The 14914-nt window shown below is 46.0% G+C and carries 12 protein-coding genes; 10 read left to right on the top strand and 2 right to left on the bottom strand.

Going from position 1 to position 14914, the window contains the following annotated elements:
- Window positions 1-19 precede the first annotated feature (19 nt).
- A complete protein-coding gene (locus HGH91_RS07005) occupies window positions 20-247 on the bottom strand; it encodes a hypothetical protein (RefSeq protein ID WP_168737705.1) in 228 nt (75 codons plus the stop codon).
- 745 nt (window positions 248-992) lie between these two features.
- Between HGH91_RS07005 and HGH91_RS07000 the strand changes: the two genes are divergently transcribed.
- The 5 genes from HGH91_RS07000 to HGH91_RS06980 all read left to right on the top strand — a co-directional run bounded on the left by HGH91_RS07000 (window position 993) and on the right by HGH91_RS06980 (window position 9451).
- Entirely contained in the window at window positions 993-1790 is a 798-nt protein-coding gene (locus HGH91_RS07000) for a DUF899 domain-containing protein (RefSeq protein WP_168737704.1), read from the top strand.
- 309 nt (window positions 1791-2099) lie between these two features.
- On the top strand, window positions 2100-5201 hold the full coding sequence (locus HGH91_RS06995) for a SusC/RagA family TonB-linked outer membrane protein (RefSeq protein ID WP_168737703.1): 3102 nt from the start codon (window positions 2100-2102) through the stop codon (window positions 5199-5201).
- A 32-nt stretch (window positions 5202-5233) separates the two neighbouring features.
- Window positions 5234-6976, top strand: coding sequence for a RagB/SusD family nutrient uptake outer membrane protein (locus tag HGH91_RS06990; RefSeq protein WP_168737702.1), 1743 nt, complete (start codon window positions 5234-5236; stop codon window positions 6974-6976).
- Window positions 6977-7436: 460 nt separating this feature from the next.
- Window positions 7437-8837: an OmpA family protein gene (locus tag HGH91_RS06985; RefSeq protein WP_168737701.1), complete on the top strand. Its 1401-nt coding sequence runs from the start codon at window positions 7437-7439 to the stop codon at window positions 8835-8837.
- A gap of 140 nt (window positions 8838-8977) precedes the next feature.
- Window positions 8978-9451, top strand: coding sequence for a hypothetical protein (locus tag HGH91_RS06980; RefSeq protein WP_168737700.1), 474 nt, complete (start codon window positions 8978-8980; stop codon window positions 9449-9451).
- A 45-nt stretch (window positions 9452-9496) separates the two neighbouring features.
- Here the strand turns inward: HGH91_RS06980 and HGH91_RS06975 are convergent, their stop codons facing one another.
- Window positions 9497-9946, bottom strand: coding sequence for a lipocalin family protein (locus tag HGH91_RS06975; RefSeq protein WP_168737699.1), 450 nt, complete (start codon window positions 9944-9946; stop codon window positions 9497-9499).
- A 239-nt stretch (window positions 9947-10185) separates the two neighbouring features.
- On the opposite strand from HGH91_RS06975, the gene HGH91_RS06970 reads away from it, so the two are divergent.
- The 5 genes from HGH91_RS06970 (at window position 10186) to HGH91_RS06950 (ending at window position 14901) form a co-directional block, all read left to right on the top strand.
- Window positions 10186-11010: a hypothetical protein gene (locus HGH91_RS06970; RefSeq protein ID WP_168737698.1), complete on the top strand. Its 825-nt coding sequence runs from the start codon at window positions 10186-10188 to the stop codon at window positions 11008-11010.
- Between the two features lie 52 nt (window positions 11011-11062).
- Window positions 11063-11596 carry an RNA polymerase sigma factor gene (locus HGH91_RS06965; protein ID WP_168737879.1) on the top strand — a complete coding sequence of 178 codons (534 nt, stop codon included), beginning with the start codon at window positions 11063-11065 and terminating at the stop codon, window positions 11594-11596.
- Window positions 11596-12225: a hypothetical protein gene (locus HGH91_RS06960; RefSeq protein ID WP_168737697.1), complete on the top strand. Its 630-nt coding sequence runs from the start codon at window positions 11596-11598 to the stop codon at window positions 12223-12225. The genes HGH91_RS06965 and HGH91_RS06960 overlap by 1 nt, the downstream gene beginning before the upstream one ends.
- A gap of 282 nt (window positions 12226-12507) precedes the next feature.
- A complete protein-coding gene (locus tag HGH91_RS06955) occupies window positions 12508-14499 on the top strand; it encodes a hypothetical protein (RefSeq protein WP_168737696.1) in 1992 nt (663 codons plus the stop codon).
- Window positions 14500-14523: 24 nt separating this feature from the next.
- A complete protein-coding gene (locus HGH91_RS06950) occupies window positions 14524-14901 on the top strand; it encodes a DoxX family protein (RefSeq protein ID WP_168737695.1) in 378 nt (125 codons plus the stop codon).
- Window positions 14902-14914: the final 13 nt, after the last annotated feature.

Raw genomic sequence — 14914 nt, 5'->3', positions numbered from 1 at the left:
ACTGAGATCGATGATCAGATCAACATGCGGTTCCCCAGCTGCATTTGTGGGTAACTGATGAGCAGACTCCACTTACTGTAACCTCATCTCCACAGGCATTTGTAACTGTTTTCGTTCCGCAATCTGAGTCTTTGGTACACTCTTTTGCACCACCGCTGCCGTCGCCACCTAAGATGTTCTTTAATTGTGTTCTTGTAAGTACTTCGATAGCGCCAAATTGAACGGCCTGCAGTTTTAATTTTTTCATGTTGATAATAGTTTTTTGTTAAAGATGGAATTTATTCTGCTCCAGCTCTGAATTCTGGAGCTGCTGCTACCTCGTTTGTTGCATTGTACACTACTTCAAACAAATAGCAGCTACGGAGTCAGTTACCATAGTACTCTGGATAACGTGGTAATCTCCGACTTTCTCACGGGGATAATGCCTGAGAGAAAATGCTTTATCTCTGTTAGTTAGAAATAGTGGTCATGAAGATTTTTTTTATGGTGCCAGTTAAAGCAGTCAGAGGGAAATGGAAGACAGGTGTTTTTATATTGATTAACATTTATTGGATGTATTTATGAGTAGGGTTATAAATTATAGTGGGTGTACCAGGAATGGGTCTGTTAGATATTCTGGCTTAACAAAACTGCTATTGGGCTAATATCGATTCATTGGCTCATGGATATACAGATTTATTAATCAGGGGGTCCGTTTGAATAATACTTGATAATATTGCTGCTACACGTTGTTCTGTTGGGTACATAGGATGCATATTGTTGTAACGAAAATAAAATGATAAAACACTTAAAACAACCGCTATTTTGATCTGTTTAGATTCTTTTTTGATGTAGAAAATTGGATTGGCTCAACAAGATAGGAATGCTGATTAAAAATCCGTCTTTAACGACCCTATGGCCCGATACCCCCCTGGTAAAGTCTTATTTCCCCCCAGGTATCTTGGGGAGAAGCCCTTAATTTTATACTATCGTATACCTCAAATCTCAACATCATGGAAAATCAATATCAGCATCCGAAAGCGGCTACGCGGAAAGAATGGCTGGCTGCCAGGATTGCCTTACTCCGCGAGGAGAAGGAGCTCACCAGGCGTAGCGATGAGCTGGCACAACGGCGCCAGGAGCTTCCCTGGATCCGGGTAGACAAAGCCTATTATTTCGATACAGAGGCAGGCAGGGTATCTCTCGCAGATTTGTTCCAGGGGCGGTCGCAGCTCATGATCTATCACTTTATGTTTGGACCGGACTATGCCGCTGGCTGCCCATCCTGCTCTATGATTGCCGATGGCTTCAACGGGATTGACGTACACCTGGCTAATCACGATGTGATGTTCTGGGCAGTTTCCCGCGCGCCATTACAGAAATTAGCCGCTTTTAAACAGCGCATGGGCTGGACTTTCCCCTGGGCATCGTCTCACCCGGGCGATTTTAACCACGATTTTAATGTCTGGTTTACAGAAGATGAGCAAAGGGCAGGAGAAGTGGAATACAACTACCGGAAAGAAGCTGCCTTCGAATGGCGTCCGGAGCAGGAGAGTGGGGGGCAATCCGCTGAAGCAAAGTTTGCAGCGATGTGCGGAACAGATATACCTACGTTTCATCGCGATCGACCTGGTATGAGCACCTTCGCCATGGAAGACGGGGTTATTTATCATACTTATTCTGCCTACGCCCGTGGACTCGATAGCCTGTGGAACGTTTACCAATGGCTGGACCGGGCGCCTAAAGGCCGCAATGAGGCAAACGGTGTTTGGTGGCGCCGCCATGATGAGTATGATAAACGCCCGGTTTAACGACGACACGCAACCGCATTTATAAAAGCAGGTCTGGGTATCACCCAGACCTGCTTTTCATTTTTACTATGGAGTAGTCGTTTCTCCACCATCACATCTTATTTTCCCTTGAATGAATCTCCATATAGCGCACTTTTCGAAGCCTGCAAAAATAGCATTTGTAATGGTCAAATTAAGGGTGGTATTCTGATTGACAAGATAAGAACTTTAACCCTGATTAGAATTATAATTGGTCGGACAATGAACAAGTAATTCCACAGATTAACTACCTATTTATTTATGAACCAAACTAAATCGCTTCTAGGAGCCATGGCACTCCTATGCCTGGTATTCCTGTGTGCTACACGGGTGTATGCACAGAACAAAATTAACGTCAAAGGTATCGTTACCGATTCCCTGGGAATGCCACTCCCAGGGGCAACGGTCAGCGAAGACGGAAATGCAAAAAACGGAACAATTACCAAGCAGGATGGTAAATTTGAAATCACTGCTTCCAGCGGCGCCCGGATCAGGGTTACGATGACTGGCTTCCGCACCACTTATGCGGTAGCCGGAACTTCTCCGCTTACTGTCAGGTTGAGTACAGCTACTACCGAATTAACGGATGTGGTGGTAGTAGGGTATGGTACGCAGAAGCGCGCTAAAATGACGTCTGCTGTTTCCTCTATGAGTGGAAAGGACATTGCGCTGATTCCTGCTACTAACCTGTCTAACACATTAGCAGGTCGTTTATCCGGTGTTTTTGTCAGCTCACCTACCGGAACACCTGGCATTGGTTCAACCGTGAAAGTAAGATCGGCTTCTTCTTTTAGTAACAGCGCCGTGGAACCACTGTATGTAATTGACGGAATAGTACGCGATAAGACCAGCTTCGATGCGTTGGATCCGAACGAGGTGGCCGATATCACCGTGTTGAAAGATGCGGCTTCCGCAGCGATCTACGGTTCCCGTTCCTCCAACGGCGCTATCCTGGTGACAACTAAAACCGGCAAAAGCGGGGCAGCCGTTATAAATTTTAATGCCACGTACAATACACAACGGGTAGGTGCATTACCTAAATATATGCCGGTAAAAGACGGTTTAAATTTGTCGAAATCAGTGAACGGCGGCCTGAGTGACGAGGAAATTGCCTGGGTGCTGAAAAATAACCCCAATGGCGATAACTATTACAAAGCGGCATATACCAATCCTAACAGCCAGCACTATGCGTTAAGCGCTTCCGGTGGCAACGAAAAAATCAGGGGATACATAGGTGGATCCTATGTAAGCGAAAATGGGTTCCTACCGCAGGTAAACTACAAGAAATATAACCTGCGCGGTAATCTGGAGGCTAACCTGGTGAAAAACCTTACACTCGGTTTGAACCTGAGCACCAGCTATGGTACCCGTAGCCGTTTCAACTTTACATATGATTATGGCTCCGATGACTTGAATAACCTCTGGGGTAAGCTCTTGTATTGGGATGTTTTCGCCAGCCCTTACATCAATGGTAAACCTAATAACCCAGGTTGGTTGGGAAACCCAATAGAGATGATGAGAAACGGTGGATACTGGCGTAACAACAATCAGCAGATAGATGCGCTCGTTACGGCTGAATACAAAATACCATTTGTAAAAGGGTTGAGTGTAAAGGGGACTTATAGCAAAAACTTTGACAATAACTATATAAAGACATTTGCTAAAAAGCAATTATTATACAATTTTAAGAAAACGGGTCCTAATGGCCTGATATATAGCGATACGCTGACCGGTACCACCATGAGTGGAGATCCGGGAACCCCTTACCTGGGAAATGCATATACCAGGGATAACAACTACCAGTTCAATACACAGGTGAATTACGACAATACTTTTGGAAAACATACGATAGGCGCTTTGTTTGTGTATGAACAATTTGAAGGGTTTAATAATGCTTTTGGCGTAACACGATACAATTTCCCACTGATAGCTTCTGACCAGTTTTTATACACCAGCGCCAACAATGCGGATTGGGTAACCGGTGGTGGTGAAAAAGAGATCGGAAGGTTATCCTATATCGGAAGGATCAATTATGATTACGATGCCAAATACCTGTTTAGCGCCTCTGTGCGTAGAGATGGTTCTACCAACTTTGCACCTGGTAAAAGATGGGGCTGGTTCCCATCTGTGTCCGGTGGTTGGGTAATTTCAAGGGAAAACTTTTTCAGCTCATCAGCAGTAGGTCGTGCTGTTGATTTCTTAAAGCTGCGTGCATCCTACGCTACTACTGGTAACGACATCCTGGACAAAGATGATCCTAACAGCCGTTGGAGATGGATGGAACAATATATTATCTCGAGTGGTACCTATTTCCTGGGCGCTAATGGCACCCCTGCGCCACTTTTGAGGTATGGTGGTCTTCCCAATAGCAACCTTACCTGGGAAAAATCGAATTCTGCCGGCTTTGGTGTAGACGCTACCCTGTATAAGAATATCAGGTTCAGCTTTGATTACTGGAAACGTCAGTCTTACGATATCTTAGGATCCAGGATACTGGCTGTCCCCAACGAATTTGGAACAACCCTGCCTCCGGAAAACTACGGTAAAGTAAGTTCTCATGGTATTGAAATAGAGTTGGGATACAATAACAATATTGGCCGCAACTTTAGCTACAACGTGAAAGGTATGTTTACCTATGCCGCCAATAAAGTAATCCGGAAAGATGTAGCAGCCAATACCCAGGATTATGCCAACCCTAACGGCAAACCCCTGAATTATGGAACCGGCTACCAGGCATTGGGTATCCTCCGTACACAAAAAGACCTCGACAATTTACCAGCAGGTTACACGATCAATGGTGTAGCGCCGGCATTGGGAGATATGTTGTTTGCAGATATCAGCGGTCCAAATGGCAAACCTGATAATAAGGTAGATAGTTACGACCAGGTAGTGTTAGGTAACTATTTCGGGGCAGACCATGCGCCGATCAGCTACGGACTGAATGTTTCCTTATCATACAAAGGCTTTACAATTGAAGCGTTATTCTCCGGGCTCGCCGGCTATAAGATCTCTTATAATGATGCCTGGGGCCGGAATTTTGGCGGCGGCGGAAAAGTGCCTGCATACCACGCTGATTCCTGGACCACGGATAATCCAAATGGTACTACGCCTAAAATATATCCATGGGGTGATCCTCATTCATATGGGTATACCTGGACATCCAATTTCAACGTATACAACGGCGGGTTTTTACGCATGAAATACCTGAACATCAATTATAGCCTGCCTAATGCTATCTTAAGTAAAGTGAAGATGAAAGATGTCAGGATATTTTTGGCGGGATCTAACCTGTTTAACATCACCAAATTTAAGTTGTATGATCCTGAAATAGCCCAGTTTATGAGCTATCCGACTACGAAGACCTTTACCGCAGGAATTGACATCCGGTTGTAGAAATGTGTGTTTACATTAAAAGCTTAGAAAAAATGAAGAACAAAATAAATACTGCTATACTCACCGTCCTGACGCCGTTTTTATTAACCGGCTGCAGCAAGGTGCTTGATAAAACCAACCTTTCTGCGGTTGGTCCTGACCAGGTATGGTCAGATGTAAATATGGCCACTGCTTATTTAAACCAGATCTACGCTAACCTGATGCCGGGTAACACCTCTGGCGGCGGCAACGGAACAGATGAGGGCGTACCTTATCAAAAGCAAACCAACGATTGGTTTAGGGGCACAGCTACCTTCGATTCCAGAAATTACTTTTCGGATTACACGCCGATAAGAACCATCAATATTTTGCTGGGTAATATCGATAAAGCGGCTTTCAGCCAGGCAGATAAAGATAAAATTAAAGGGCAGGCGCTGTTCTGGAGAGCCTGGGCCTACCATGACCTGGTAAGCAACTATGGTGGGGTACCGCTGATCCTGGAAGCGCAGCCGCCTACCTCCGATCTGACTGCGCTGCAGCGCCCGCGGAGCAAAACTTCCGAGTGTGTGACACAGATTTTAAAGGATCTCGATGATGCGATTGCATTGTTGCCCGATGCTTTTACCGGCGATGATATGGGCCGGGTGGATAAAGGAGTGGCCATGGCTTTTAAAGGAAGAGTGCTGTTGTTTTATGCCAGCCCCTTATTTAACGGTTTAGGTGGAATTGCTTCCTGGCAGAAGGCGTTCGACGCCAATAAAGCCGCTAAAGAGTTCCTGGATGCACGCGGAAAAGGATTGTACACCCCTTACAGCAAAATCTGGGATGATGAGTTGAATAAAGAGGTGGTCATGGTACACCGTTTCAACTATCCGCAGGCGACTTATTTTCAGGGTGGTCTGATGCCGTTAAACTGGTCTAAGGATGACGTAGGATATGACCGGCCGTCATTGGAATTAGTCAATGCTTTCCCGATGAAAGACGGCTCCGCCTGGGAAGCGCAGACAAGAAGCTACGACACCTTGTTTGCCAACAGGGATGACCGTTTTTATGCCAATATCTACTATAATGGTGCACCTAATCAATATTTAAAAGGGATGCGCGATGATAAGACCTACCTGTGGACATATTTTACCAGCATTACGGCTTACAGTGGCGCCACCGGCCTGGAAGGGGTACACAACTCCGTTACCCAGGATCCATTATGGTCTAATTCCAGCTTTTACCGTATCAAGGCCATTGATAAAACCCTTGATAAAGGTACTGTATACAATGCAGCGGTTGACTGGATTGAAATCCGTTATGCAGAAGTGTTGATGAACTATGGCGAATGCGCCAATGAAGTGGGCAACACAGCAGTGGCATTGGATGTATTGAAGCAAATCAGGTCCCGTGCAGGCGTTTTACCTGGTACGCTGGGCAATTATGGCATTACAGCTGCCACCCAGCCAGATATCCGCAAATTGATACAGAAAGAACGTTTCGTGGAGTTCTGCTTTGAAAATAAACGCATGAACGATTTACGCCGCTGGAAGATGTTTGATTACCTGAGGGCACTTCCGCAGCGCCATGGTATTGCAGTGCTGCTGAAGGCTGGCCAACCGGATGTTACGCCGCTGTCGGATATCAATACCGTATGGAACAGGTTTACTTCCACCGTGATCGCCACCGATGCGGTAGATATTGCCATCAAAGATCAATACTATATTTACGGTATTCCTAAAACTATATTAGACCGTAACCCGCTGTTTAAACAAAATAACAACTGGGGAGGCGATTTCGATCCTATGCAATAAAGAGTCGTTAGTGTGATTTGACCATTACAGTAACAGTAAAAACAGGGACGCACAGGAGGCGTCCCTGTTTTTTTATGGGGTATCGTGGTGACCATTTTTATTAAATGTAATAATTGATTTTTTCTCTTAATAGAACAAAAAAACTCATGTATTGCATGAGTTTTTTTGTTTGTTTTATCCGATATAATGACTTATGAATCATCAAAGGGTAACCATTACACTTAAATAAAACGGCTATATGAAATAAAAAAATGATCCCGCTTGTATCTTAATGCTGTAAAGGACTTCAAAGGGTTTCCGATGTATGAAATATAGCCGTTTTAATGCATTTGTATAACACGTTGGCACAGCCTTTGCAAAGTGCCCCCTGTTCTAACTCAGGTACCCGATGTTATGTTGAACCCACTATTATATGCCGTAGTGTGAAATTGATTTATTATTTAACCCGATTCATTTTATTATGACGACGTTTACAAAATTCAGGAAGTCGCTTTTGATGGCTTCTTCAGCTTTAGCATTGACAGGAACAGCATTTGCACAGGATAGCACCCATAAAGTTGACCGTGTAACCCCGTTTAATGGTGTAAGAGATTACCGCACCTGGTCTGTAGGTGCATGGGGCGGTGGCTCCGGAGCATTCGGCCCGTTTGGTGGTCCTTATTACTTCAACAACTTTGACTTAAAGAATACTGGTTTGGTGTACGGCGCTTATGTTAAAAAGCAGATCTTTCACAACTTCGGCCTGCAGGCCGACTTCCTGAGAGGGCAGGTGAAAGGTACCACCAAAGCATCCCAGGCATTAACCAATATAGCCGGTACACCTGTAGCTACAGGAGGTATCAACGAATTTACAACCGATATCGACTGGGCTGCTTCCGTGAGTGGAGTGTTTAGCCTGGGTAGCATCAACTGGATTAATAAACAGAGTTACATCATACCATATGTATCAGCCGGTGCGGGTGCTATCGCTTTTAAACCAACGGCTATTGCTACTGATGGTACACATACTGCGGTATTAAATTCCGATGGCAGCAAAACACATCGTGAATTATATATCCCGGTGGGCGTCGGCGCTAAATTTAATGTGGCGCGTGGCGTAAATATCGACCTGGGTTACAATGTGAATTTTGTAAACAGTAAGGTATTTGATGGCGTAAACAGCGGTAATAAAGATAAATTTTCTACTGCACGTTTAGGGGTGGAATTTGCGCTTGGCAGCAAGAAGAAGCCACAATTGGCCGTAGTAAATCCGGCTGCGCAGGTAGCTATGGATTTATGGGATAAAAATGCGGCCCTGAAAAACTCACTGGAAGCAAGCGATGCCCAGAATAAAGCTGCCATCGCAGGATTGAAGCAGGAAATTGCCGATATGAAAACAGATTCCGATGGCGATGGGGTACCTGATTTCCTGGATAAATGCCCGAATACGCCTGCCGGTACTAAGGTAGATGGCGCCGGTTGTCCGCTGCCCACTCCTGTACAGGTGATAAAGGAGAAAATCATCGTAACAGAAGCAGATAAGAAAGTAGTGAAAGATGCGATCGATAACCTGGAATTCGACCTGGGTAAAGCAACGATCAGACCTACTTCCTTTGCCAGCCTGGATAAGGTAGCCAGCTTACTGGTAGAGAAAAACTTCAGCCTGAAACTGGCAGGTCATACCGATAACACCGGTTCTGCTACTACCAACATGCGTTTGTCTAAAGAACGTGCCGAGGCTATCAAAGCCTACCTGGTATCTAAAGGCGCTAACGCTTCAAGGATCGAAGCTACCGGTTACGGATCTACGCAGCCGATTGCTTCTAACAAAACAGCGGCTGGCCGTCAGCAAAACAGACGTGTAGAGTTTACTTTGTACTAAGTCGTTTTTATTTCAATATGGAAGCAGCCCCAGGTGGGCTGCTTTTTTTATCTAGGCTAATAATAAAAGCCGCGATGGCAGATACATGATTTGGTGGGTGAGCTTATTCTCAGGATATTTAAGAAGAAAAAGATATCACAATGGCCATCATCTTTGAAGGTAAGAGTACCTGCCCTATATGCAGCCAGGTCTTAGATAAAGGAAAGCCCTACATGGGTTTTCTCCCATTTACCGGTAATGCGAAAGATATACTGTTTATGTTCAGCGACAGCGGTGTGCATGTCGACTGTCTTCATAGTCATCCTCATGGCGCCCTGGCACTGTTGCATAGAAACAAGTGTGGGGAAGCATTAAAGCCGGAAAACCGGAAATGTTGGATAGATGGGCAGGTTATTGAACGTAGGGAACACGTTATAAGCTTTGGGATGTTTACGTCCGATGAATCGGAACCGCTCGCAAAATTCAATTATATGATGCTTAACCGGCTTAATCTGGGCCGTTGGCAGGATCGGAAAGCGTTTATAAGCGCAGGAACAGAATTTTTACAGGCGGGTAAGTGGGGCAGTTTAACCGAGGTTAATGTGCTGCAGATAGCTATCAACGAGATAAAATAAAAGATATAAAAGGCCTTGCTGCTGGCGCAGCAAGGCCTTTTATATCTACTGTTTTACCATCGTAAAAGTATACTTATCCCCCTGTACCAAAACATTTTCCGTCACATACACCATCGTTTTACAATCGAAGCTCGTTACGGTACCATTTAATTTCCCATTACTCGTTAACGTATTTCCTTTTAAAGTCCAGGTACCATGTTCATCGCCGGAAGGGGTGCAAACCGTACCCTGGTCTTTAAAATCATAGGTGCCATCGCTTTTCAGGATAATGATATCATCTTTTTCACAAGGCTCCATGAAGTCCGTTTCTTCTATTGGTGTGGCGCTAGCGCTCGACTTATACTGCAGGGAGGTGAGTTTATAGCTGCCGGAGAGATTTGCCATGGTCACGCTGCAGGTGGGAGCGGGGTCACTGCTTTTTTCTTTCTTGCAGGAAAAAAGTAAACTGCCTGCTACTAATACCATTAAGGTCCATTTCATTGTAATTGTCTTCATACATATTGTTTGAGTAGGTGAAAAACTATTGTTTGATAGTAGTACCTCCTCCGGGAGCCAAATGGTTGGGAAAAAATAAAAAATATTTTTTTTGCCAGTTACCCAACCTTTGCCTAAAAACAAAGGTATTAGTGATGAAAGAGGGGGATATAGGACTGTTATTTGATGATTATCAATAATATGAATACATTCGATCTCCGGGAAACAAAGCGTAAATAACCGATGATATTCAAAGTAAAATGAGAAATGCAGTATTAATGATGGGAATCGCCTGCCTGATGGGATGTGGCACTTCTATGAAATTAGCCATCCCCGATGCTTTTAAACAGCAGGCTACCATGCAACACGTTGATGGCGCAAGGGGTAATAAGATGTCGTTCGCCAATATCAGTACATCGAAAATTACAAGAGGGGTGCATGTAAGCTACCCCGGCTGGGGCGGTCGTGCCTTTTTTCTACAGAACCTGATATTAAATAAATATGGTATACAGAAAAATGAAACCGTAGAGAAGGAGAAAGCCAAGTTCCGTTACACTATAACAGACGGGAAGAATACCCTGGAAGTATATGCTAACGAGATGCAGGTGACCAAGAAACTGGAGTACCAGTTAATTAAAGAAACCGGTTACTTTAGTAGTTTTGAACAATTACAGCACTATCAGTACGTTTTCTCCGCCATTATCGGTACCGGCAATGTGCCAGGTCACAAAAACTGGGAGTTGATGGTGACGAATATTTACGACAGGGAAGCAGAACATGACCCAAACCCATTCGCCTACGCAAAGCAGGAGGACAGCGGGCTGGCCACCAATGGAAAGGATACGATCTATATTAACCCGTTGAGTATCCGGAAAACCGAATTAAGTAACGGGAAAACCGGCAAGCTGCCTTTTAAACTACTATCTGGCTATGAGCTGAGCAATAGCGACGGCGTAGTGGCTATTGTAGATATGATCGACCGCAATATCTGGTTTTACAATGAGCTGGAGCCGGCAGAAAAATTAAATATCAGTGCCATCGGAACAGCCCTGTTTGCACGAAAAGTTCACGACGCTAAGTGGTAATGACAGCCGATCCGGAAAAGTGAGGTATCAGTATTAAACGATTCAATAGTTCCTGGAACAAGAGTTACATCATATCATCATCGAATGCCGCAGTGGCAACAGGAAAGCGCAGGAACAGCTGTACCGGCAGTTCTATGGCTTTGCGATGGCTATTGCTATGCGCTATGCTGCCGACACACATGAGGCCGCAGATATCCTGGCGCAGGCATTCGTAAAGATGTTCCGGAGCATTCATACATTCGACGATACCAAAGGGAATTTTCATGGCTGGCTGAAGAGGATCATTATCAATGAATCACTGGACCATATCAAGCAGCGGAGCCGGTTTACCAGCCTGGAACTGGACACTGTAGAAGAACCGGTGGTGAATAATGATATTATTGAGAAAACAGATGCGGCAGCTATCCTCGAATTGGTGAGACAGCTGCCGCCCGCCACCCACGCAGTATTTGTGCTATACGCCATCGACGGCTACACGCATAAAGAAATTGGCGGGCAGCTGGGCATTAGTGAAGGGACCAGCAAATGGCACCTGAGTGAGGCAAGGAAAATTCTTCAACAGAAAATAACAGCGATTAAAAATTAGTGAATAACACCACACCATACGAGAAATTAATAGCAGCAAAGCTGGAAGAGATGCCTGTGCCAGATATGGCGGACAGCATCTGGGCCAGCATTGACATGCAATTGGATGCCGTAGTGGATACGCCTAAGGAAAATCCTGTTCAACCATTTAAACCTGTTCAACCATTTAAAATAAACACAAAAGGCTGGTTCATCATCGCCGGCGTTGCCCTGCTCATCGGGGCCATCTGGTGGTATATACACAGCCAGTCATCGGCAGATAAAACAGTGCCCCCAACGGCTGTACCGGAAAAAACTGCACCAGTACCCGCAGCCCCGGCCGACAGTTCATCCCTGTACTCCCCGCCAGGAAAAAGCACCGTACTGCCGCTTCCACCGGTGATGAAAAAAGACAGTATATCCGTGATCGATCGGTTGCCTCAACAACCGCCGGTAGATTCCATCCATCTGCAGCCGGTACCCGCTATTCCGGTAGATTCGCCTGCCGTAAAGGATAACCGGCCGCAGGAACGGATTTTTGATTCTATCTACGTATTACCCACCCACAAAAAGCCCAGGGGCGTAAAAGGCATTACGCCCAACGATTACCGGATATCGGTGCAAAAAGACTCGACCCATAAACAACCTTAAAAAGGAGATGCTTATTTTGACCGCTAACAGTCAATATCTTTGAAGAAGAAGATAATATCTGCAAGTTTTTTACTTTTCTATCTGCTAATTTCGCCCCCACGCTACCTGGATAACTAGCTGTGAACGGTGTTATAGGACAAGAACAAAAAAGTAATCTGCCACGTTGAATTCCCGTTGCCGGATGCTACCACATTTTGCCGACAACTCCCGCCCGGTACCCCGGGGAAGGGAGCATGAATATTTTATCCGTTGTCGGTTTTTACGGTGAAAAACTGTTAATATATGAATATATTGAAACGATGCCTGGCGATAGGCTGCTGGTTAGCCTCGATCCAATTTGCATTGGCGCAAACGCCCCGCTGGGGGCTGGTGTCAGACGGTGGCATCCGCTGGACGGCAGCGCCGGGGCCCGCACATACCGACCATCTTGAAATGAGCGGACTGCAGCTCTCCGCTATCATTACCTACGGACAAAATGAACAACAGGAATTGTTGCTGAAGAAGCAGCTGGTATTCCCCATGTTGCGCACTATTCCCAATAATACACATGCCAGCCTGAAAACAGATTTCGATGGCAGCGAGCTGCCACCTGTGAAGGCCGACGGCGTACCGTTGAAAATGATACCGGCAGATTGCTACCTGAAAGGGTTATTGCAGGTACATTCCCGTACCAATACAGGGGTAACAGTAACGGATATACTATTTCCATCTACTGATAAAGCCGGGTTTATACAGCTGCGGGAGCTGACCAACAATAACAATCGCCCTTGCCGCATTGAGATCGACAGTTTGCAGACCACCCGCCATACGGCGGCTGACAAGGGCGTTTATGGTGAGTATATCATCGAATCCCGCGCAAGCGGCCACGGAAGCTTTATACTGGCGCCGGGGGAGAAGCATAGCTTCGCGGTGATCTATACCGCCCGTAAGGCGAATGAATTGCCCCGCTACATCTCCCCGGAATATGAATTGGCAAAGCGCACCGCTTTTATTCATCAACTCACACAATCGCTGGTGCTGGAAACACCCAACGATACGCTTAACCGTGGATTTGCTTTCGCTAAAATACGGGCTGCCGAAAGCATTTACGATACCCGGGGAGGACTGATGCATGGCCCCGGCGGAGGCGCCTATTATGCGGCTATCTGGGCCAACGACCAGGCAGAATATGCCAACCCTTTCTTTCCCTTCCTGGGTAATTTGAATGGCAATGAATCAGCCGTGAATAGTTTTCGCCTCTTTGCCGGATACATGAACGACGCATATAAACCCATACCGAGTTCCATTATTGCGGAAGGAGATGGGTACTGGAACGGCGCCGGCGATCGCGGTGACCAGGCCATGATTGCCTATGGCGCCTCCCGGTTTGCACTGGCAGCCGGCGATACGGCATTGGCCAGGCAGTTATACCCGCTCATTAACTGGTGCCTGGAGTACCTGGAGCGACATAAAACAGCCGATGGCATTATTACCTCCGATGCCGACGAACTCGAAGGACGGTTTCCGGCCGGGAAAGCCAATCTCTCTACCAATGCGCTGGCTTACGGCGCCTACCAGAGCGCTGCGAGCCTGGCCACTGCTTTGGGGAGTAAGGATACTGCTGCCCTGTATCATCAACGGGCACAACAGCTGAGTAAAGCCATTGAACAATTTTTCGGACATAATGTACAGGGATTCGATACCTATCGCTACTACGAAGAAAATACGGTGCTGCGATCCTGGATCTGCTTACCACTGGTGATGGGGATCAATGAACGGAAAGATGCCACGATGAAGGCATTACTGTCGCCCTACCTGTGGACGCACAACGGTATCCTCACCGCTGCCGGCGATCATACCTTCTGGGACCGGTCTACACTCTACGCTTTCCGGGGACTCTTCTTCGCCGGCGCTACCGACACTACCCTGAAATACCTGGCTTACTATACCCGTCAGCGTTTGCTTGGTGAGCATGTACCTTACCCGGTAGAAGCCTGGCCGGAAGGCGATCAGCGCCACCTCTCCGCCGAAAGTGCGTTGTACTGCCGGGTGATCACGGAAGGACTTTTTGGTATCGTGCCAACAGGACTCCGGAGTTTTGATATGTGCCCACGGTTACCTGCTGCCTGGAATAACATGGCATTGCGCCATATCCGGGCGTTTGAGGCCGATATGGATATCGTGGTAAAGCGCGCCGGCAAACAATTAAAGGTAACGGTGACGAATAAAGGAAAAGTTGTCACGGAAAAAAATTGGGACGGCAAAAGCACACTGAATATTGTATTAAGGGATTAGATATCTTTGTCCAAAACTACCACTATGAAAAACAAAATTCTATTTGTATTGAGCCTGCTGTTTGGTCTCATGTTTATAAACGCAGGGCTGAATAAATTCCTTAACTACATGCCACCACCCAAAGACATGCCACCTACCATGATGAAGGCCATGGGCGCTTTCATGGAAATATCCTGGCTGATGCCACTGGTAGGCACCATTGAAATAGTGGGAGGTTTACTTTTTATCATCCCTAAAACAAGGGCACTGGGTGCTATCATCATCCTGCCGGTAATGGTAGGAGTGGTGTTAACCAATCTTACTTACATACCCTCCGGGTTAACGATTGCCTTACCCATGTTGCTGATCAACCTTTGGGTGATCTATGACAACAGGGAACGTTATAAGCCAATGATCCAATAAAGATATGAGTGAT

Source organism: Chitinophaga eiseniae, assembly GCF_012641265.1.
In the GTDB taxonomy this organism is placed as follows: domain Bacteria; phylum Bacteroidota; class Bacteroidia; order Chitinophagales; family Chitinophagaceae; genus Chitinophaga; species Chitinophaga eiseniae_A.
The sequence above is the reverse complement of the archived record's forward strand: the minus strand, read 5'-3'. Positions and strand labels throughout refer to the sequence as shown.